17 protein-coding genes are annotated in these 21,052 nt (G+C 48.4%); 10 read left to right on the forward strand and 7 right to left on the reverse strand.

All coding sequences use genetic code 11. The features are described 5' to 3' along the window. Positions 1-35: 35 nt before the first annotated feature. From PRUB_RS15040 to PRUB_RS15060, 5 genes are all read left to right on the forward strand, one after another. The gene (locus PRUB_RS15040; protein WP_010381979.1) at positions 36-719 is read left to right on the forward strand and encodes a response regulator transcription factor; all 684 of its coding nucleotides are present in this window, start codon (positions 36-38) and stop codon (positions 717-719) included. Continuing rightward, complete coding sequence (locus PRUB_RS15045) at positions 712-2,094, forward strand: sensor histidine kinase (protein WP_010381981.1); 1,383 nt, start codon at positions 712-714, stop codon at positions 2,092-2,094. The genes PRUB_RS15040 and PRUB_RS15045 overlap by 8 nt, the downstream gene beginning before the upstream one ends. A 167-nt stretch (positions 2,095-2,261) precedes the next feature. After that, on the forward strand, positions 2,262-4,145 hold the full coding sequence (locus PRUB_RS15050; protein ID WP_010381982.1) for a DUF1800 domain-containing protein: 1,884 nt from the start codon (positions 2,262-2,264) through the stop codon (positions 4,143-4,145). An 11-nt stretch (positions 4,146-4,156) separates the two neighbouring features. Then, positions 4,157-5,509 (forward strand): DUF1501 domain-containing protein, encoded by a 1,353-nt coding sequence (locus tag PRUB_RS15055; RefSeq protein WP_010381984.1) that lies wholly within the window; start codon positions 4,157-4,159, stop codon positions 5,507-5,509. A gap of 120 nt (positions 5,510-5,629) precedes the next feature. Beyond that, entirely contained in the window at positions 5,630-6,400 is a 771-nt protein-coding gene (locus PRUB_RS15060; RefSeq protein WP_010381986.1) for a MipA/OmpV family protein, read from the forward strand. 50 nt (positions 6,401-6,450) lie between these two features. Here PRUB_RS15060 and PRUB_RS15065 read toward each other — a convergent pair whose 3' ends face one another. The 5 genes from PRUB_RS15065 to PRUB_RS15085 all read right to left on the reverse strand — a co-directional run bounded on the left by PRUB_RS15065 (position 6,451) and on the right by PRUB_RS15085 (position 11,388). Then, on the reverse strand, positions 6,451-7,881 hold the full coding sequence (locus PRUB_RS15065) for a glycerophosphodiester phosphodiesterase family protein (RefSeq protein WP_010381987.1): 1,431 nt from the start codon (positions 7,879-7,881) through the stop codon (positions 6,451-6,453). A 113-nt stretch (positions 7,882-7,994) separates the two neighbouring features. Next, complete coding sequence (locus PRUB_RS15070) at positions 7,995-8,468, reverse strand: DM13 domain-containing protein (protein WP_010381988.1); 474 nt, start codon at positions 8,466-8,468, stop codon at positions 7,995-7,997. Positions 8,469-8,629: 161 nt separating this feature from the next. Further along, positions 8,630-9,238: a TetR/AcrR family transcriptional regulator gene (locus PRUB_RS15075; RefSeq protein ID WP_010381989.1), complete on the reverse strand. Its 609-nt coding sequence runs from the start codon at positions 9,236-9,238 to the stop codon at positions 8,630-8,632. A 114-nt stretch (positions 9,239-9,352) separates the two neighbouring features. Continuing rightward, positions 9,353-10,393 (reverse strand): ankyrin repeat domain-containing protein, encoded by a 1,041-nt coding sequence (locus PRUB_RS15080; RefSeq protein WP_010381990.1) that lies wholly within the window; start codon positions 10,391-10,393, stop codon positions 9,353-9,355. Between the two features lie 26 nt (positions 10,394-10,419). Next, positions 10,420-11,388 carry an NAD(P)H-dependent oxidoreductase gene (locus PRUB_RS15085; RefSeq protein ID WP_010381991.1) on the reverse strand — a complete coding sequence of 323 codons (969 nt, stop codon included), beginning with the start codon at positions 11,386-11,388 and terminating at the stop codon, positions 10,420-10,422. A 157-nt stretch (positions 11,389-11,545) separates the two neighbouring features. On the opposite strand from PRUB_RS15085, the gene PRUB_RS15090 reads away from it, so the two are divergent. Beyond that, positions 11,546-12,454, forward strand: a complete 909-nt coding sequence (locus tag PRUB_RS15090; RefSeq protein WP_010381992.1) for a LysR family transcriptional regulator — start codon at positions 11,546-11,548, stop codon at positions 12,452-12,454. A 127-nt stretch (positions 12,455-12,581) separates the two neighbouring features. After that, positions 12,582-13,526 carry an endonuclease/exonuclease/phosphatase family protein gene (locus PRUB_RS15095; protein WP_010381993.1) on the forward strand — a complete coding sequence of 315 codons (945 nt, stop codon included), beginning with the start codon at positions 12,582-12,584 and terminating at the stop codon, positions 13,524-13,526. Between the two features lie 44 nt (positions 13,527-13,570). Here PRUB_RS15095 and PRUB_RS15100 read toward each other — a convergent pair whose 3' ends face one another. After that, on the reverse strand, positions 13,571-14,998 hold the full coding sequence (locus PRUB_RS15100; RefSeq protein WP_010381994.1) for an MATE family efflux transporter: 1,428 nt from the start codon (positions 14,996-14,998) through the stop codon (positions 13,571-13,573). A 409-nt stretch (positions 14,999-15,407) separates the two neighbouring features. Here PRUB_RS15100 and PRUB_RS15105 point away from each other — a divergent pair, with 409 nt between their 5' ends. Then, entirely contained in the window at positions 15,408-17,123 is a 1,716-nt protein-coding gene (locus PRUB_RS15105; protein WP_010381995.1) for a S8 family peptidase, read from the forward strand. A gap of 81 nt (positions 17,124-17,204) precedes the next feature. Here the strand turns inward: PRUB_RS15105 and PRUB_RS15110 are convergent, their stop codons facing one another. Further along, complete coding sequence (locus PRUB_RS15110; RefSeq protein ID WP_010381996.1) at positions 17,205-18,242, reverse strand: acyltransferase family protein; 1,038 nt, start codon at positions 18,240-18,242, stop codon at positions 17,205-17,207. 359 nt (positions 18,243-18,601) lie between these two features. On the opposite strand from PRUB_RS15110, the gene PRUB_RS15115 reads away from it, so the two are divergent. Both PRUB_RS15115 and PRUB_RS15120 read left to right on the forward strand, forming a co-directional pair. Then, positions 18,602-20,140, forward strand: coding sequence for a choice-of-anchor A family protein (locus PRUB_RS15115; protein WP_010381998.1), 1,539 nt, complete (start codon positions 18,602-18,604; stop codon positions 20,138-20,140). 190 nt (positions 20,141-20,330) lie between these two features. Continuing rightward, positions 20,331-20,987, forward strand: coding sequence for a VC0807 family protein (locus PRUB_RS15120; RefSeq protein WP_010382000.1), 657 nt, complete (start codon positions 20,331-20,333; stop codon positions 20,985-20,987). Positions 20,988-21,052: the final 65 nt, after the last annotated feature.

Consider the following 21,052-nt stretch of genomic DNA (forward strand, 5'->3'; position numbering starts at 1 on the left):
ATGCTTTAATCGAGTGACGACAACCTCAGGTTTGTATGCATATTTTACTAGTTGAAGACGACCCGGACACGGCTGAATTTATCTGCGCCGGGCTTGCCCAGCACAATGCGCAAGTACAGCATTGTGACAACGCAGAGCGCGCCATGTTAAGCGCGTCAGCCCACGCATTTGATGTGATCATTTTTGATCGTCTGTTACCCAATATGGATGGCCTCGACGCAGTACGGATTTTACGTGCCAGTAAAGTCACCACCCCGATTATCATGCTCACCGCACTGAGTGATACCGCCGATCGGGTCGCCGGACTCGAAGCCGGTGCCGACGATTACTTAGTCAAGCCCTTTGCTTTTGCTGAGCTGTATGCGCGTTTAAAAGCCCTGGCCAGACGCCAGCCTCTCAGAGCCGATACGCTGGAGCTGGTGATAGGCGAACTGCGACTCAACCGCACATCTCGTCAGGTGTTAAGAGCCGGGCGAGAAATTGAGCTGATGCCCAAGGAATATCAGATCCTGGAATATATGATGCAGCACCCCGAACAGCTGATCACCAAAACCATGTTACTGGAGCAGGTCTGGGGGTTTAGTTTCGATCCCAAAACCAGTCTGGTGCAAACCCATGTCAGCCGCTTACGCAATAAACTGGACAAGCCTTTTACGTTTGACATGATCAAAACCATTCGCGGCAGTGGTTATTTGCTCACAGGTTCCACGGATGGTTAGTCGTTATCATTTAAAGCGAGCGTTGCTTTCAGGCGGCGCACTTTGGGCTGCTATGTTGTTACTGCTATGGCTCTTAGGGCAGCTACTGGTGTGGCAGGATAAACAAACACAGCAACACGAGTTTAGTGAGTTTCTCAGCGACATCGAAAGCATGCTTGAAGAGCATGGCTTTGAACACGTATTGCAGGAGTTTGAACTCGAAGATGAGGTTATCTTGCCAGAGCATGAGGCACGCGCGCACCTCGCGGATGAAGGCTGGCTGATTGCCGTGTTTGAGCAAGATAAACTGCTTTTTGGCGCTGAGACTCAACTGACGGCGTCGCTCACTCCTCAATGGCAAACCGTATCGCTTGGCGAGGAAGGTGATGCAGCACTGTTGTCTGCCACAGTGAACTTGCCCGATGGCCTGCGTATTCATTACTGGCAAAAACAGGATGAGCTGCAAACCCATAAAAGCGCGTTTTATGCACAACTGATGTCCTGGTTTGCCCTGCTCAGCCTGCCCCTGATAGTGGCGGCAATCGCCTGTGTTCAGGTTAAGCGCAGCCGCGCCCTGCAAGCATTATCAGAACAACTGGCCCAGGTCGCACATTCTCCGGACTCTAAACGCACCGAGGTGGCGACATCAAACTCAGACATCATTACCCTGAGCGTCGCAATAAACCGCATGCTTGATGAAATATCCCGCCTGCATGGCAATCTGAATACCATGTCGGTGGGCATCGCCCATGATCTAAAAACCCCTTTATCCCGCATTTCTAACCGCTTGCAGAGTATGTATCAGGATCTCGATAACCCGACAATACTGGAGGGACACATAGACAAAGCGAGCAACGAGCTGGCCCAGGTTATCAACACTTTTAATAATCTGGTGCGACTTAATGCCATAGAGTCAGGAAAACACATTCAGGGCTTTAAAACATTTGACTTGTCGGCACTTATTGATGAGCTGGCACAAAGTTACTTACCGGTCTTTGAAGACAGCGGCCGGCACTTTGAAGTGTCCATTGTGCCGGCTGTGCACTGTCACGGTGACAAGGACCTGCTCGGTCAGTTGATCTGTAACTTGCTGGAAAATGCACTGGAACATAGCCAGCCAAATGCGCACGTATGGCTCAGACTGCAAAGCCATACCCAAAGTGCCCTGCTGCAAATCGGGGACAATGGTCCTGGCATCCCACTCAAGGATCAGGCCAAAGTGTTTGATAAATTCTATCGTGCCGACATCAGCCGAGGTCGCCCTGGTAATGGCCTCGGGCTGAGTATTGTGCGCGCTATTTGCGAGGTCCATCAGGCCCAGCTATGCTTGCTCGAAAACCAACCTGGTGCGGTGTTTAATATTGAGATCCCGATACGCCCGGCCCTGAGTAATTAAGTCGTTAATGCAGCGGTTCATGTAGCAACAGATATAAGGCTCGAAGTAACAAAATGCAGTGCATCTAAGAGCATACAATTTTGTAAACAAGCCGTATGACAACTGTATGACCGCTTTCGCTCGTTTCACTCTAAACTTAAGGTATCCGCAAGTAAGAGAGTGAAACCATGTTCAGACTAACCCCGCTTAACATACTGCTGCTCAGTTTTTGCCTGAGCCTGACCGGCTGTGGCGGCAGTGATGCCAGCCCAAACAACACAACCAATACCAACAATCCGACTACCCCACAGCCAGAACCCGATAATTCACAGGGAGATACTAACAATAATTCTGGCGACGATAATAACGATCCCGATGATGGGGGCGCAGACGAAACACCCGATGACAACACATCTGAAATCGATCCGGCCTTTACCACTGCCCTCACTACATCACGATTTTTACAACAAGCTACCTTTGGAGCCCGGCCACAAGACTTAGATACCCTGACAGGAACAAGCGCATCGAGCTGGTTTAAAGCACAACTTAAACTGCCACCTAGCCTGATCATGCCAGTGGTAAGCGAGTTTACCCCACCGCCAACCGCAGAAGATGACTTTAATGCGCTGTATATTGAATCAACCAGTGTGGCATTCTGGCGCAATGCCATTGCCGGTGAAGACCAGTTGCGTCAGCGAATGGCGTTTGCCCTGTCTGAACTGCTGGTCGTATCCAATGCAGGTGGAGAAGAACTGACCGATATCCCGGAAGCAGTCGCTTCTTATCAGGATATTTTGATCCAACATGCCTTTGGCAACTACCGGGAATTACTCGAAACGGTGACCTACGCTCCCGCCATGGGCTTTTATCTGACCTATATGGGCAACCTCAAAGGAGATGAAGCCACCGGCCGGATGCCAGATGAAAACTATGCCCGCGAATTACTGCAACTGTTTACGGTTGGCGTTGTGGCACTGAATCCGGACGGTACCGAACAGCAAGATGAAAATGGTGCAACAAAAGAACTGTATAACAATCAGGATATCACCGGCCTGGCACGGGTGTTTACGGGCCTGGATATGGACTATGACACGTCCGAAGAACTGGAGATAAACGAGTTTGCCCTCCCCATGACTGTCTACCCGGAAAATCACTCTGAAAAGAGTAAAACCTTCCTGGGAACCACAATTGCCGCCGGGACAGGTCCCAAAGCCTCGGTAACACAGGCGCTGGATCATATTTTTGCCCATCCAAATGTGCCCCCTTTCGTTGCAAAGCAACTGATCCAGCGACTGGTCACGTCAAACCCCTCTCCCGGCTACGTAACACGTGTTGGCACAGCATTTAGCAACGGCCGTACAACTTTGCCCGATGGCACCTCAGTAGGAGATGGCCGTCGTGGCGATTTAACCGCAACACTGGCAGCAATTTTATTTGACCCGGATGCCAGAGCAAACGCCACTGAGCGTGGCGGCAAGATCCGTGAACCTATCTTACGCTTTACACAATGGGCACGGGCGTTTGCAGTCAAAAACATCACCCCGGAGTACCAGGAAATGCTGTGGGACACCCGAGATGCCAGCATGCTGGGCCAACACCCTTATCGCTCACCCAGTGTCTTTAACTTCTTCCGCCCCGGTTATACCGCACCAGGCAGCGTGAGCGCGGCCAATGGCATGGTGGCACCTGAGCTGCAAATCACCAATGCCAGCACCATTACCGGCTACGCCAACTTCATGACCTACTACATCACAGGGTTACAACAAGAAGTAGATGTCGAGGAGCTACAAGACATCTATGACGAAGAGAATATTCCACTCAATGCACAAAACGCCGCGGAGAGCTTTCTGGCAAGCTACGACCAAGAGCTGACGCTAACAGCTGATCTCGGCGCACTAATAGACCGTCTCGACTTATTACTATGCGCCGGTCAACTCAGTGCCACCAGCAAGCAGTCGATCCAGAGCATACTGCAAACGGTGGCACAAAATGACGACGCCGAGCCGCTGCGGCTCGTACACCTGGCCATTTTACTGGTTATGACCTCACCTGATTACTTAGTTCAGAAATAGGAGCAAAGCCCATGAACAGACGCGATTTTATCAAACTCAGCGGTGCCTCCGTAATGGCTTCTTCGATGTTTCAGTTAGGTCAGGCTCTGGCAAACAGTCCGGCGCAGGATAATGATTACAAAGCCCTGGTCTGCGTATTTTTATACGGTGGCATGGACAATCATGACACCATAATCCCTTATGATGAGGCGAGTTACGCACAATGGGCCGGCCACAGACAAAGTCTGTTGGGTAAGTACACGACCCCACGCACCTTGGCCAACCTGTTACCGATTGCAACACCCGGGCGTTTTGGCTCCCGTCGCTTTGCCCTGCCCGCGGAATTAGCCGGGCTGGCAAACTTATATCAACAAAATAAGCTGGCCGTAGTCGGCAATGTTGGTCCGCTACTGAGTCCGATTACCGCCGCGATGATCGCACAGGATACGGCTCGCCTGCCTTCCAGATTGTTCTCACACAACGACCAACAATCAACCTGGATGTCCGGCGCTGCAGAGGGTGCACAGTTTGGCTGGGGAGGCTTGATCAATGATGCCCTGATGACACAAGGTCACACAGCCAATACGCCATTTAATGCTATTACCACAGCAGATGGCGCATTATGGCTGACCGGTAAGCAAACCGCTCCATATCATGTCAGTGACGGACAAGCCGCCACCATTGAGGCTTTAGAAGAGTTTGACGAACATCCAGAGCTGGTCGCACATTTCAGCAATCAACCGCAGAATGCGCAACACTTTTTGCAGCAGGACGTCACCGCTGCCATTAACAGTGCTTACCAGGCCAACAGCCAGTTTAACGCAGCGCAAGCCAATACATCCGTTACGTTGCCAGAGTTTCCGGCAACTTCGTTAGGCAAACAATTGCAAACCGTGAGTAACAGCATTGCTGCGCGCCAGCAACTGGGGGCCTCAAGACAAGTCTATGTGGTCGCGATGGGCGGCTTTGACACCCACTCCGGGCAGGCACAAAACCTGCCCAAACTGCAGTCCACGCTGGACAGTGCGTTAGTGGCGTTTAACACTGCAATGGAAAGCCTCAACCTCAGTGAGCAGGTCACCGTATTCACGGCATCTGACTTTGGCCGAACACTGGCCATTAATGGTGATGGCACCGATCATGGCTGGGCAGGACACCACTTTGTGATGGGAGGCGCGGTCAATGGTGGTACCATTTTTGGTGATATTCCTAACGCAGAGCTCAACCATGAACTGGATGCTGGTGGTGGTCGCCTCATCCCGACCACCTCAGTTGATCAGTACGCTGCCAGCCTGGGTCAATGGATGGGATTAGACTTGGGCACGCTCAACGGCATCTTTCCCAATCTGAATAACTTTAACGGCCCACTTTCTTTATTTAAATGACATCAAGACTAAACGTTCCTTGTCTATAGTTCGTAAGAGGAGAAGCCTGACTCAGAGTTCAGGCTTCAGTTCATCATGCATACGTGAGAACAGAATAATAAACTCAGATAAGGACACACTATGTTTAAACACGCATTTTGTATTGGTACCCTGCTGGTTGCCTCATTGCCACTTCAGGCTCAAACCGATGAACGGGGCGCGGCAAGAGCTCAGCTTGAACCCAAAGGGTTTTTGTACGGCATCGGGCTGGGCGTCAGTGAAGAAATATACCAGGGCTACGACAGGCGTGTGATCCCCCTGCCCATTTTAGGTTACCGGGGAGATAAACTCTCAGTGCTGGGACCATTCATCAGCTATGAAATGCTGGAAGTCAACGACATAGAGATCCTGCTGCAGGCAGCCCCGCGCTTTCAGGGCTTCGATGAGTCAGACAGCGATGTGTTTAAAGGTATGGCTGAGCGTGACTTCTCAATGGATGCTGGCCTTGGTATCAGATACGAGCGTAACAACTGGAAGTTCAATATCTCTGCGGTACACGATGTGCTGGATAAATCGGATGGCTACGAGCTGTCAACAGGGCTGGGTAAGGTCTTTAAATCCGGTCCATTTTTCTATGAGCCCAGTCTCACTATCAGCCATCTGGATAGCAATCATGTTGACTATTATTACGGGGTAAGGCTGAACGAAGCCACCAACATGCGCCCCTACTATCAGGGCGATAATGCCACCAATGTCGCGCTCGGGTTCTCGGTATCAACACCCATCTTTTTTGACGGATTTACCCAGCTTGCGTTTGACTACACCTGGTTTGATGACAGCATCACCGACAGCCCGCTGGTCGATAGCGACGGCAGTTTCTCGGTCCGCTTACTGTTTAGTAAATTCTTTTAAGCACAAAAAGGCCGCAGCTCATTTATGAGACTGCGGCCTGTTATGTCGGATTAGATACTTGCTGGCATGCCCATACAACTAGCATAATAAGTCGTCGTAGCCGGCCAGTCAGAGAATACGCCCATTACGCCCACATCTTTCGCCAGTACATCAAGTAGCTTAAAGGTATCACCATCGTTGTTAATCATACCTTCACCACGATGTGCGCCATTGACACTTTGATAGTACCAGCCGCCACCAGCTGCAAGGTGGCCTGAACGCTCCAGTGTCCAGGTAATGATCCCAAGGCCTGCGTCACGCGCTGCTTTGGCATACGCAGATGGCACCATTTCGCCATTTTCTTCAGTTACCAGTACCCACATAGGTGGTGCAATGATCTTCACGCCGTCTGCTGCCAGCTCAGCCATTGTGGGGACTAAGAGTTCAGGGTTATTGACCAGTTGCTGCGGCGTAACCCCCTTTTCATTCTCAGCCGTTTGCGCTTCATAACGGTCATCCAGGTAAACGGCCTGTGCACCGAACTGCGGATTTTGCGCTATCCAATAGTTGATGTCATCTCGGTTAAATGACTGTGCCCAGACGTGCTTAGGATCAACGCCCGCAGCCTTATACTCATCAATCATTTTCTGAGCATAATCCTGCTGAGAAAATCCATCGAACGGCATAGTGACGGATGGAGACTTAAGCTCAGGCGTCATCTTAGTACCCAGCTCTTTGAACAAAGCAATACTTTCTGCATGAGTCATCAATGTGCCTCGGCTGGCATATAAGTCAGTGCGCCAGTTCGACGTACCATTCATGTATTCTTCAACTGTGGTACCCATAGAGTTTGCAGCGTCCATTTTACCTTCAAGCGTCATAAATTCCGCCAGCGTAATGTCGCTGGTACAACACTTAGCCTGAGCCACAACACCATTTTCAGGATCTGCCGGTACAAACGGCGTTGAACATTTCTGTGCCAGGTCAGTTTCCAGGATGTTAGTGGTGGTGTGCAGATCGCACTGAGAGTGGCGACATACCAGCTCTTTGTCTTTGGTGAAGGTTACATCACACTCCAAGATACCCGCACCCATTTTGGCCGCTGCGAGATACGACTCTTTAGTGTGCTCAGGAAACTGCATCGGTGCACCACGGTGGCCGATTGAAAAGTCTGTCTTGTAGAAAGGACCATTCGAACATTGGGCCAGTTTATCTTTTAGCTCACCCTCATCCATGTCTTGCACCAGAAAATCCGGGCGCGTACCGACTTGCATGTTGTTGGCACCACCCGCTGGTACTTCAACCACAACCGGGACTTCTATGGTTTTGATCTCAGTAATGGTATCGGTAACCACAATGGTCTTTTCGACTTCCACTACCTGAGTTTGCGTGTCTGTGGTGACAACCGCTTTTTCTACTTCAACGACTTCGGTTTTGTCGTCATCACAGCCAGCAAGTAGCAAAGCCGCAATCACAGCAGAGAGAGATGTTACTTTTTTCATTGTTATTCCTAAGTTTACGTCCAAAGAAAGCGTTTTTATTCTTCAAGGAAATAACAATAGAGGGACACTATTACCGAAGTAGGAACAGTCAGTGACCTTTTTATGACTGGCCGCTACTGATACTGTGCAGCTGTAATAAACTCTCCAAATGCCTCGCACCAGACAATCACCGTATTGTAATCAGCCGGGTTGATTTGCTGGGGTACATCGACCACAAAGTTACTGAAGGTTTTGATGTCACCGACCTCAACCATGGTACTTTTGAGGCGATTAAAATCAGCTTCTGTTTCCACAAATTGAGGAGACAAATACAAACGATAATCCGGCCCCGGGGCCAGCTCGCCAAGCAAAGTAATGTGATCTTTGCTGATCGACACCATGCCTTCCCCCCAGTGTAATGCATCACTGTCTTGTAAAGATTTACGAAATTGTGCCGAATAATCAGCCCCTAAAGATGCAGCTGTGACAGCCCCCTCGTTAGGGGCGGGTGGCGCAGTTAGAATGGGCAGCATATAAATGCCACCCGCGAAACCGGCGAATCCAACCAGGCCATGGGTAATGATGAGTGTGAACGCACGTAATGTCATAAGTCTCTTTTCCTTATAGCTGATGGGCTAAAGTGTAGTACAACTCAGCGCACACCCAGGTACTCATCACACAGTGTTTTTATGACTGTACCTTTTGAGGTTATATTGAATATTTGCCCCTAGTGCAATTACCTACACTGTACATCTTTGTGTGGCAAAAGTTAGACCCGATAATAGGCCAGAAAGAACGCCACGGTTTCCGCTGTGAGTACGTCAATCTGTTCTTGAGTCAGTGCGGGTTGTTGATGCAAAATCTGAGGCCAGAAGGCCTGCCCTTTTAACAGACTGATCAGCTGGGCATGTGCGCTTTGAGGATCTGCCTGACGCAACTGTCCATGTAACATGGCTTGCTTAATCCAGCGGATCAAGGCGGTTTCCTGATCAAAAAACTCACTCATTTCAGCAGTGAAAATATCAGGATTAAACAAACAGTACCCAATCGCTACTCGGATCAGTTCCTGCAAATTCTGATTGCTCAGAAAGTCCAGCTCATTCTTCAGTAACGCAGCCAGCTGTACATCCAATTCTGTGTCGTGCACATACTCTATGTCACACGTCAAAATGTTCTGACGCCAGATTTCTTTGATGATATGCGTCACTAACTGTTCTTTACTTGCAAAGTGATTGTATACGGTACGCTTTGAAACCTGAGCAGTTTCGGCAATCTTGTCCATGCTGGTGTCGCTGACACCATATTGCTGAAACGCGCTCAGGGCACCATCTATGATGGCCTGTCGTTTTAGCATACTGCGGGTAACTTTTACGGTCATTATGGGTTCATTGTATGTAACTTTATTCTGACTATTTTTACACTTACCAGTTTACTTTTCAATTTATCCTTGTTGTTCTAAAGCACAGCTTCCCTGCTGTCATTGCTTTAATACTCAATCGAATTGTGCAATCTGATGTTGTTTCAGTAAGGCCTCTATGATCTGCACATAATGATAGCGTTCAGCCAGATCCAGTGGCGTGTCATTTTCATAAGTTTTGAGCTGCAATTGTGCGCCACCTTGAATAAACACTTTGGCCGCTTCGATGTGTCCATGCCAGATGGCATCATGAAGCGGCGTATAGCCATTGTTTGGACCCTGTGCATTTAGAACCAAAGAGCCACGCTTATCATTAATCAGCTGTCTGACTATATCAGCATGTCCCATATAGCCCGCCTTATGCAGGGCAATGGCGTTCATAGGGTAGCCCGGTATTGTCTGGTCAGCATTATGCGCCAGTAGCAGTTCAACCACACTGCCATACCCCTCTCTAGCAGCAACCAGCAATGGGGTGTGCCAGTCATTGCGGTTAGAATAGACGGGGCGGCGCTGATTAACGTTCTGACCAGCTGCAAGTAACTCTGTGATCTGAGTAACTTTCTGCGCTTCACTCATCGCGCTATTTTCAATCACGTTGAGGATCTTCTGCTGCGCTAACATGGCCTGTTGCTGAGCACGCTTGTGGGCAAAAAGCGCCGCCAGTTCGTCATAACGGCGTGCTTCACTGGCTGTAATTTGTTTGTCCCAGCCTCCAATTAACTGCTCAGCCTTGGCACCCGTTGGCGTTGTCAATTCGATGTTCAGTTCGGGATGTTTGAATAATTCAATAATGTTGTCTGGCTTTGAATACCAGGTTGCTATCATTAACGGCGTAAAACCGGAGCGCGGTGCCTGTAAATTGATAAATGCGCCTTCTCTGATCAGCAGTGCCAATATCTGAGTATGATCGGTCTGTGCAGCGATATGCAACGGACTGTTTCCCATTCTGGTATCCAGCTGATTGACATCTGCCCCGGCACTCAGCAAACGCTTTACCAGTGATATATCGCCACTGATCACAGCCTGATGCAGCCTGGGTAACTCAGGCTTTGGAGTGGCATGTACAAAAGGCGACACAAGTACAAATACAACCATGATGAATAAAGATATTTTCATGAGAATTAACCTTGTCATAATACGCACTACTTTGCCTGCTCGGCTGTCATAACCTGATAGTCTGTAATCTGAAAAAAGTTGCCGACCAGATTAACCTGCCAGACTTCATTAACCAGTAAGTTTACAGCCTGCCCGCCTAAAGGTGAGTCACTATACGTCTCGGCTATCAGCCGAACACGTAATTCCACCCGATAAATCCCCTTGCCCTTCTCGCTCACCTCGATTTGCTCAACCAGATGCTCGCAGCCGGGCTTAAAGGTGCGCCTCGCTGCTGTGTACCAATCTCTGAATCCCTCATGGCCCTGATATTGATCCCCCATCATGTCGAGCTTAATGTCTTCAGATAAGGAGCAGGTGAACTCAGCACAGTCAGCAGGCAAGACATCAAATCGAGAAAACCACACCCGCACAAACCGCTCGATTTGTATGACCGGATCATGTGTCACGTTATGAATACGTTCACACAAACGCGATGCATGTGCTTTGGCTTTGTTCTGTACGTCCGATAACTCGTTGTAAACGCCAGGTATGTACACCATGCCATGGGTATAAACGGGTTCAATAAATTGCATACCGGTTAAATACACTGTTTGCTGTAAAGGTCGGATCATTTGTTCAATTTCAAAGTGGTTATAGCCAAGTGGATCGTAGGATGACTCAGGACCACCCACTGTGAACGATAAAATGCATGCCTTCCCTTTGAGTTTGTCGCCACTCGCACCATATGCAAAGTTATAACTCAGCACATCATCCAGCCATTTTTTGAGCAATGCCGGCACTGAATACCAGTAAAAGGGAAATTGCAGCACAATGACATCTGCCGACAACAATGCTTGCTGTTCGGCTTCAACATCAATATTGAAATCTGGATAGCGTTCATCTAAACGCCGAATTTCCACCTCAAAGACAGCCTGAGAAATTTCATCCAGGATCACTCGATTGGTGTTTGAAGCAGCCAGGTCTGGATGCCCGGAAATCACGACCACTTTGCTCATAGTTACCTCTTTGCATAAACTTAATCAACACCGGCCTAAGCACGGCTTTGTCATAATCTGGCAAACAGTATATTGCGCCCAATTACTAAAAATTAGATGCCAATTAACTAATAAATTGATAGCTTAAAACTAATAATAAAACGATGAGTTATCGCATATGAATGGCGCAGCTTTTAACCAGTTGATTATGTTCCACACCATTGTGCTTGAAGGAAGTATCACCAAGGCAGCCAAGAAGCTGGAACTGGCTCCCCCTTCTGTCAGCAATGCACTCAAAGCACTGGAAGCGGAGCTCGGCCTGCCCTTGTTTACCCGAACGACCCGTCGTATTGAATTAACCGAAGCAGGTCGATTGCTGTTCGAACGTACCTATGACTCTGTGAATGACCTCAGCTCTGCGCTGGAAGAAGTCAGTGATCTCGGTCAGATCCCGTCCGGCAAAGTGAGACTGACTACACCACGATTTGTTTACCAGTACTTACTCAAACCAATATATGCCGAATTTTGCCTGCAATACCCAGAAATCGACCTGGAAATATCGGTCTCCGATGCCGCCATTGATATTCTCAAAGAGGGATTTGATCTGGGCATTCGCTTTGGTGATCGGGTTGAAGAAGGCCTGGTAGCGAGAGCGCTTACGCCCGCCATGAAAGAAGCCTTATTCGCTTCTCATGATTATGTTGCACGTTATGGGCTGCCCGAAAGTCCTGACTCGCTGAGGCATCATAAACTGATCAACTATCGGTTTATCGCATCAAACCAAATAGCGCCTTTATATCTGGATCGCAATGGGGAAAGGCTCAGTGTAGATATGCCAAGTGCTCTGACTGTCAACGACACCGATCTGATGCTGGATGCAGCGCATAAAGGGATAGGCATTGGCCGCATTGTTGAGCCTATGGTGGCCAGCCAGTTCACAACAAACACCTTGGTACCGATATTGCCAGACTATTGGTGTCCGTATGCGCCGCTCTATGTGTACTTTCATCGTAATAGTCAAAAAGCCCGGCGCGTACGAGTGCTGATCGACTTTTTACTGGCACATTGCGGTAGTAACAGGGCGTAAGACACAACGCCCCTGCCATGTCTGGCTTTTTAGTGAATTTAACGCAAATATTCTAACTTCTATCATCAAATGGCAATAATCTTGATACACTATAACACTATTGCAATTTTATGAATTTAAACACTTCATGACTCTTTCAAATATAAAGCCCGTTGCAGCCTTATTCACACTGCTGTGTGCTACACCCGCGCTATCGCATGGTCATCAGGAACATGCCACATCGAAGCAGCCACTGCGTGTTGCAACCTGGAACATTGAACACCTTTCTGCATCTGACAACTCGGGATGTAAGCCAAGAACCACAAAAGACATTCAAGCCCTGAGACAATACGCGCAGTCACTTAATGCCGATATTATTGCACTGCAAGAAGTCGCCTCAGCTTCAGCCGTGCGCCAGGTATTCGGGGAAAAAGACTGGCACGTAGTGATGTCAGACAGAGCCGACAGTAAAACATACACCTGCCGCAAAAGTGGCAATAACTCAACCCAGCAAAAAATCGCTTTTGTGGTAAAAAAACCGCTGGCCGTTGATAAGGTCGTGCAGCACAGTACTTTCTCAAAAGTGAAACCAGGTCTCAGAAATGGGCTGGAGATCCAACTGACCTATCAAGGTGAAGCGCTGCACCTGCTGAATGTGCACCTGAAAAGTGGCTGTTTTGTTGATGACTACCAGCGTTCAGATAAAGAAGCCTGTAAGCTGCTGTCGAAACAAGCCCCGATACTGGACGGCTGGGTTGAACAAAAAACCAAACAAAAGGCAGACTTTGTCGTGCTTGGCGACTTTAACCATCGCCTCACGGCACCTTACAACCGCCTAAGCCGGGATTTGTATTTTCCACAAGGTGCTGCAAATGCACAGCCTAACGACATAGACAACGCGCCTTTATTTAACGCAAATCAGATGCTGACTGGTTGCCACCCTTACTACCCGGCACCCATAGATCACATTCTCGTGGCTAAAACACTCAAAGACCAGTTTCAGTCAGGCAGTGCGCAGTTCCACTATTTCGCAGACATGACCCCAAAAAACATGCTTGCGGATCACTGTGCGCTGAGTATTGACCTTAAATAGTCATGAATAGGTGGGCCGGCTTGTGTAGGCCCACACCTATAACACTAGCCAAGCGCAAGCGTATTCTGGGTCCTACGCGTGTGTACAGCGCCGTAAATAAGCCAGGCACCAACCATAAAGTTGGCCAACGCCAACGCCCAGATAATCCCCTGAAAACCGTTCAACTGAGCACCGATATACGCACCAGGCAAGGACAAAGCAAACAATCGGACCAAAGTCACATTCAGTGCAAGGCCGGTGCGGCCAATGGCATTGCAACAACTCACATACAGCATCACCCCCGCCAGCGCAGCATAGGATATAGGCAAAATACACATCGCCAGCTCAATAGAATGGCTCACAAAAGACTGTTTACAGAAACCAACCCCTAACATATCGGCACCCCAAAAGAGCACTAACGCAATGAGACTCTGCCAGACCAAACAGGCAGCCATTGCCTGCTTAATGCCTCTGCGTACCCGTAAAGACTTATTCGCAGCCCAATTTTGACCAACAAAAATGGGTAATGACGTCGTCAGCACCATAGGCAGCAACAATGCAAGCGGCTCTATACGCATGACCACGCCAAACGCGGCCACAGCATCACTCCCCTGCGAAGCTACGATCATCATTAATAACGACTGAGCCAGCGGCGTAAGCAACTGCATAGCTACCACGGGAATAAACAGCCTGAACAAACGGCGAAACGCTTGTCGGCTACGCTGTGATAAAAGGTGTACTTTGAGCCTGATGTTCTCTTTAACACGCAATAAATACAGCGCATAAAAACTGGCACTCGTTGCAGCTGCAAAATGGGCAATTCCCAGTCTTTCCAGGCCACTCATCGATAACGCAGATTGCGCCCAGGGCGTGAACAATGCAGCGCTAATGAGGATTTGTGTACCGGCAAACATCACCAGTAACTGCGCCGCGCCGCGCATATTGCCAAATGCCCGAAGCACGCCAAACACCACCATAACAATAAAAAAGAATACGACTGCGCCCAGTCGATATTGCATATAACGCTCGAGTGTCGGCCAGACTTGCTCACGAGCAGAAAACTCAGCAAACCCCAGCATGGTCAATAACGGCTGTAAACCAAGCCATATGATCATCGCCAAGCTTGCGCCTGTGAGTATGGTGAAGATCAGACTCACCGCTGCCAGCTGCTCAACCTCTTTTGCCTGTGTTAAACGGGTCGCCACAACAATCCCCAGACCAATCGCAAAAGCAAATAAAGTGGCCTGAACAGGCAAGGTGTAACTCATCGCTGTGAGCTCTTCTACACCCAAACGCGATGCAAAATAAAGCTCCATCAGGTCGGCACTAAACAGTGCCAGAATTGCCCACAGCATAGGTAAAGTCAGTTGCTTTAAAACTGCACTGGTAGAGCCTGTTAATATCCAGCGCTTGCGCACCGCCCGTTTTCTTTTTTTATCACATACCTGAAGCGGCTCGCCCAGGCTTAATGCAGGTGAATTATCTGATCCCATAGTGGGTCGTTTACTCCCTCAATAACGCGGTGTTTCTATCATGGCTTGGTTCTTTTACAACATATATTTGCAAAAGAGGAACGTCCTAGACTCTTGACCCGATTTCAGCGCTAGAGTTCACAAAAAGAAGGGAAGGATTCGACTAACAAACGAGATTAGGGGATGAATTAAGTGACCGACATGCGCGTGTACTTTTTCAGGCGGCCCTCTGAGTCAAACATTCACATAAATTGCCCAAAACTAACTAGCTGACTTTACTACTGCTTTCTCAAACAGCCGTACACTGTCAACTAAATTTAACCTTTCGCCATTATGCTGGTTCCGGTTCTGTTCCAGATTATGGTAATTCAATTAACGTCTGGACTAACACAAAGGAAAAACAAACTAATTAAAAATACCAAGGATATTTATGTTTAAAAGATCATTGGGGGTTGTGCTTTCTTGTCTTTGGATGACAGAAGCCATTGCGACACCGGAACTGGATAATCTTGCCCTAAGTGCTCAACTTAACAAAAGCTATCAGGCGTTAAAATCTCAAACACAACAAGGAAATAATGTTCGTGTGATAGCCAGGTTAAAGCAAACGCAACAGCCAGATACCTATGTTTACCGTACCGAGAAAATTGCCAAACAGAGTCAAATGCAGGCTCGCCTCTCAGAAGCTAACTCAGAATTACAAACGCTCGGTGTCGAGGTAAGCGGCAGCCTCCCACGCTGGGGATATATGATGATGGAAGTCAGCGACACCGAACTGGATGCCCTAGCACACAGTGGTTTGTTCGACATGATTTCAGAAGATACTGCCAACTCAGTTCACCTTGTCGAGTCAGCTGAACACATAAACGCGCCCGAGGCTCATGACATGGGCTATTCAGGCGCAGGTCAGTCGGTTGTTGTGTTTGATACCGGAGTTCAGGCTGACCATCCATTTTTAGGTGATCGGGTTATTCAGGAAGCGTGTTTCTCATCAAATAACGCTAACCATGATACAAGTTTATGTGCCGGCGGAGCGACCACAGGAGTTGGGCCAGGCTCAGCGAGCATATGTGAAAATGACGCGCTTGGTGAGTGTGACCATGGAACACATGTTGCCGGAATAGTAGCAGGTTCCATTACCGGCATCAGTGGCATTGCACCTGAGGCGAATATTGTTGGCGTGCAGGTATTCACCCGCATTGACAACAACACTGCAATTTGTGGCGATGGTAATCCATGTTTACGTTCATACGATAGAGACCTATTAGCGGCATTTAACTGGGTCATCGAAGAAGTCGAACGCGGTGCATTAGACAATGTCGCCAGTGTCAATCTCAGCCTGGGCGGTGGACAATTCCGTGAAGCTTGTGATGATCGCGTGCTTGCGGACCCCATAGAGGACCTCAGAACAATGGGTATTGCAACCGTTATCTCCGCAGGCAATGACTATTTTGATGGGGCTGTAGGTCACCCGGGGTGCGTAAGTGATGCAATTACCGTAGGCGGCACAATGCGCGCAGATGATGACCTGCTTATTGTATGGAACGCAAATGGCGAAGTAATCTGGGGAACTAATATGTCCGAACAAGTCGACGTGCTTGCACCCGGCCGCAGTATTGCATCGTCTGTATCTGGATCTCGCATAATTAACATGTCTGGTACGTCGATGTCTGCGCCGCATGTTGCCGGTGCGATTGCCGTACTCAAACAGATCAACCCGGATGCCAGTGTAGATCGGATTGAGCAGGTATTAGAGTCAACGGGCGTCAATGTAACAGATGCACGAAACGGCATAACGCGTCCCAGAATTGATGTGCACGCAGCCGCTTTGGCTTTAGAAGGAAAACCCATCGCTGCGTTGGATCAATCTTCCTACTCTGTCATGGTAGGCACGCAGACCACATTTACTGCGAATGCGTCTTCAGACCCCAATGGGCGCACACTCAGTTACGGCTGGGATTTTGATGGTAATGGTGTCGTTGATGAAGAAACCAGTCAATCTTCCGCACAGCATACCTATGAAAATATTGGCAGCTATCAGATGAAGCTCACGGTGAGTAATAACGAAAGATCAGATACTACGCAAGCAAGTGTCACTGTTTATGACCCCGTTTTGCTTTCCATCATAATCAGTTCATCGTTACATTAACCTGATTGCACAAGCGCCTGCAGGCGCTTGTGCATCTCCTAAGCACCTGTAAAGTAGATTGCTTACCGAAGAACCCCAGGGTTAACCCGACACAGCTACCGGCTTGGCCCTGTAAGCATACTGCGCGCCCCTAATATACCTGGCAAGTGGCTTTTCAATACAAACAAATGACACAAACGCAATCGCAGTGCTCAATGCAAACGAAGCGATGAGTTTAATCTCCACAGCCCAGTCAAACTGATGTATGACAGTGATTACTGGCATGTGTAATAAATACAGTGAATAAGAGATTTTACCGAAGAAATCACCTACCTTGTTAGCTAGCAGGATATTATTGTCTGGCACCAGAAAAACCACACAGAAGAACACGGTACTCATTACCAGCAACACTTCATAACTCAGCCACATGCGATTTTTTGCATCCGATGTCACCGGAGACAGCTCAGGGTACATCAGTGGAATAAGGCACAAAGCCAAAATAAATCCGTGCTTTTTCAGATATGAGGGAATAACCAGGGTTTTATAATGTAACCCGAATATCACTCCGATAAAGAAATAAGGCAGACTGCGCAACACAGTGAACTGGTTGTAAGGCACACCGTACATGTCACCGTAAATGCGGGGGAAATTAGTAAAAAACAACAGCAACAGTCCCCCGACTATCAGCAGGTAGATATAACCACGCCTTGTCGCAGCGAATGACCAAAACAACACGAATAAAACGTAAAACTGCACTTCCGGCGGGATAGACCAGAGCACGCTGTCACCATATAAAAACAACCCATGCGCCAACAGCACTTGATGATCGGGGATATGATAGAGCAGATCGCTGCCTCCCTGAGTCAGGGCGAACGAAGCAAAGACCACCAGCAGATAAAGTGGTACAACACGCGCAAAACGGGCGACAAAGTAATGCTTTACACCCCTTAGGGTAAAGTCTTTATCCAGATATAAGTGCGACATCAAAAAACCGCTCAGCAGAAAAAATAACATCACACCATACGCACCGGCTCCGCCTCCCAGCGCCCCATGCAGCCAGTTTGTTATGTCGCTGAAATGCGTTACAAACACGATGATTGCCGCAATGCCTCTCAGGGCATTGAGTTTTCTGATCTCCATACTGGATCCTTTTTTTATTATTTTTATGACGTGCAACAGCCAAACCTGGCAAAGAAATTGTATTCTTCTTAGCGAAATAAACAACAGGATGCGTTTATTAACCAAAGTGCATCAAACATTTATCGCCTGATGTTGGTTTGTTCCAAGACGATGACGATGATTTTAGCTGCTATTTATCACGCTCGAACAAGTATGCCAGTGACAATAAAAAGACACATTAGGTCCTATAATTGACACGCGGCAAACGTAAAATGAAAGAAAAGTAGAGACAAATTAGTATAAAAGAACTAGAATAGGCGAATTTTTGACAAGGCAGCTGCGCAATAACCTAAGTGCAGGCCTAACTCGTGGAGAACTTAATGAAGAAAAAGCTGTTCGCAGGCGCACTGGTTGCTTGTGCATTTTCGGTAAGCGCGTCATCTGAGCATGACCTGGATAAAGGCTATGCCGCACTGGTATTTGATGACTTTTATTCAACATCGGGAAATGCACTGGGTGCCGTGTTCGCAGGCGATGATGTCAGCCTTAATGGCTATTCTATCGGGTATGGCCATAACAGTGCACTGAATGCGCATTATCTGGTTGCTGGTGGTGATATTCAGTATATCAATGGCAGACAATATGTTGGTCATATCATTGCTGGCGGCCAAACAGACAAGGTGAGCGAAGCCGTGCGTTTAGGTCTTGAAGCCGGTGCCGAGGTCATTGCCAACGCTACCACTCTGCCTGTCGACTTTGCCGATGCTCAGTCGGATATGTTAGCCCTGTCTGCCAGCCTGGCTGAATTGTCACAAACAGGAGAAACACTCAAGCAATGGGGTGGCCTTTACCTGACAGGCGATAATACCAGTGAACTGCAGGTATTTAATTTATCCGGTCAGGATGTTCAGTCAAGTCATACATTTGATGTGTCGGGTATTCCAGACAACGCCACGGTTGTGTTCAATATTTCAGGTGCCGGCGCTAATTTTGCACCGCTCAATAACAAGAGCTATGCAACGCTGAGCAACCACAGACAACGCACCATTTTTAATTTCCCAGATGCCACAGCACTAAACCTGGCCGGCTTGCAAACCGAAGGCGTGATTTTAGCACCCAAAGCCGATATCACAGCCCCACACGGTACGGCAACCATGCCAGTCATCGCAAACAGCTTTAATGGCTCTATGGAGTTACGCGGCGGAAGCTTCACAGGTCAGCTGCCTGATGACAGCGCTGTATGTAACGGTGGCTTGTATGCCATTAACTATTACGGCGATGCCGAGCAAGGCTACGTACACCAGATAGACCTGGGCACAGGCCAGTCGGACAAAGTAATTAACCTGAATAACACAGCATCAAATATCGCTGCACATGACGGTAAACTTTACTTCATCGACCAGCAAAGCGCTAAGACCCGTAGCTCACACATTTACAGCTATGATCTGTCTGCACAAACGCAAACCCTGGAATCAGTAACCGATGGCTATAAAGTCATCCGTCTTGCCTATGACATCTCGGGTGACGTTCTGAAGGCTACCAGTCGCACATATGCTTATGACTACGATGTAGCCACCGGTGAAAAGCGCGTACTGGGTAAAATGAAAGCCTCGAACGAAGACTTTAAAAACGGCGATATTGCCTACTCAGCGGATGGCAACACGCTTTACGTGCTCACCGGCACTGCGCTGTACACCGCAGACGCAAATCTGGAGCTAACCCTGATTGGCAAGCATGGCGTTAACTGGGCGTCCGGTTTGGCCATCTCACCAGAAGGGACACTGTATGTGTCGGGCCGTGAGCGTAATGCTGATGCGGCAATCTATGAGATTGATCCGCAAACTGCACAAGCGACGAAGCTCTTCCACGTTCCGCATCGCGTGAACGACCTCACTTGGGTGAAGAACTTCTGTAACTAATCTCAAGTTAAGATTTCATCAATAAAAAAGAAGCTGCCGGGTGCAGCTTCTTTTTTTGTCTCATATTCACTTTAGGCCTAAAGTTGCCCTTTAACCCCAGTTTGCCGTACACTCAGGCCATTCGTTGTTTAGAACTACAGGGGACAAAGTGTCGTCGTCCAATAAGAAACAAAGCGGCTTTTTTAGCCAAATGATTTTTAACATTATTATTCCGGTGGTTATCCTGACTAAGTTTTCGGGAGAGCAATACTTGGGTCCGGCACTCGGCGTTGTAGTCGCGCTGGCCTTTCCACTGGGGTTTGGTCTGTGGGAGCGTAAAAACACAGGAAAATTCAGCTTTATCTCTGGTCTGGGTATTGTCTCCGTCTTGCTCACCGGTGGGATTAGTCTGCTGGAGCTGGATGCAAAATATATCGCCATCAAAGAAGCCTTGATCCCCGGGCTTATCGGTATTGGCATTATTGTCAGCCAGTATACTAAGTACCCCTTGCTAAAAACGCTGATGTTCAATGACACCGTCATGGACATTGAAGGAATAGAAAAGGCATTGGCAGAAAAAGGCAACAGCGATAAGTTAATCAAAGTGCAACAGGTTGCCTCCAAAATCCTCGCCAGTGCATTTTTCTTATCTTCAGCGCTAAACTATGTTCTGGCAAAAATGATTGTCGTCAGCCCGGCAGGCACAGAGGCCTATAATAGTGAACTGGGCAGAATGACCGCGCTGAGCTACCCGGTGATCATGGTACCTACCATGATTGTCTTCTTTATTGCGCTCTATTACTTACTGAACTCTTTGAAGAAGCTCTCAGGGCTTAAGCTTGAAGAGATGTTTCACGACCAGGAATAATCCCTGCGTCAGCTAGTGAATGAATTGGGGTGCCGCTCTGGCATCCCTTTTTTAACCGTTTTGAG

It is taken from the genome of Pseudoalteromonas rubra (assembly GCF_000238295.3).
GTDB lineage: Bacteria > Pseudomonadota > Gammaproteobacteria > Enterobacterales > Alteromonadaceae > Pseudoalteromonas > Pseudoalteromonas rubra.

Bases quoted from the DNA above. Each gene is read 5' to 3' on its own strand.
- PRUB_RS15040 (WP_010381979.1), top strand. From the start codon at position 36: ATGCATATTTTACTAGTTGAAGACGACCCGGACACGGCTGAATTTATC.
- PRUB_RS15045 (WP_010381981.1), top strand. From the start codon at position 712: ATGGTTAGTCGTTATCATTTAAAGCGAGCGTTGCTTTCAGGCGGCGCA.
- PRUB_RS15050 (WP_010381982.1), top strand. From the start codon at position 2,262: ATGTTCAGACTAACCCCGCTTAACATACTGCTGCTCAGTTTTTGCCTG.
- PRUB_RS15055 (WP_010381984.1), top strand. From the start codon at position 4,157: ATGAACAGACGCGATTTTATCAAACTCAGCGGTGCCTCCGTAATGGCT.
- PRUB_RS15060 (WP_010381986.1), top strand. From the start codon at position 5,630: ATGTTTAAACACGCATTTTGTATTGGTACCCTGCTGGTTGCCTCATTG.
- PRUB_RS15065 (WP_010381987.1), bottom strand. From the start codon at position 7,881: ATGAAAAAAGTAACATCTCTCTCTGCTGTGATTGCGGCTTTGCTACTT.
- PRUB_RS15070 (WP_010381988.1), bottom strand. From the start codon at position 8,468: ATGACATTACGTGCGTTCACACTCATCATTACCCATGGCCTGGTTGGA.
- PRUB_RS15075 (WP_010381989.1), bottom strand. From the start codon at position 9,238: ATGACCGTAAAAGTTACCCGCAGTATGCTAAAACGACAGGCCATCATA.
- PRUB_RS15080 (WP_010381990.1), bottom strand. From the start codon at position 10,393: ATGAAAATATCTTTATTCATCATGGTTGTATTTGTACTTGTGTCGCCT.
- PRUB_RS15085 (WP_010381991.1), bottom strand. From the start codon at position 11,388: ATGAGCAAAGTGGTCGTGATTTCCGGGCATCCAGACCTGGCTGCTTCA.
- PRUB_RS15090 (WP_010381992.1), top strand. From the start codon at position 11,546: ATGAATGGCGCAGCTTTTAACCAGTTGATTATGTTCCACACCATTGTG.
- PRUB_RS15095 (WP_010381993.1), top strand. From the start codon at position 12,582: ATGACTCTTTCAAATATAAAGCCCGTTGCAGCCTTATTCACACTGCTG.
- PRUB_RS15100 (WP_010381994.1), bottom strand. From the start codon at position 14,998: ATGGGATCAGATAATTCACCTGCATTAAGCCTGGGCGAGCCGCTTCAG.
- PRUB_RS15105 (WP_010381995.1), top strand. From the start codon at position 15,408: ATGTTTAAAAGATCATTGGGGGTTGTGCTTTCTTGTCTTTGGATGACA.
- PRUB_RS15110 (WP_010381996.1), bottom strand. From the start codon at position 18,242: ATGGAGATCAGAAAACTCAATGCCCTGAGAGGCATTGCGGCAATCATC.
- PRUB_RS15115 (WP_010381998.1), top strand. From the start codon at position 18,602: ATGAAGAAAAAGCTGTTCGCAGGCGCACTGGTTGCTTGTGCATTTTCG.
- PRUB_RS15120 (WP_010382000.1), top strand. From the start codon at position 20,331: ATGATTTTTAACATTATTATTCCGGTGGTTATCCTGACTAAGTTTTCG.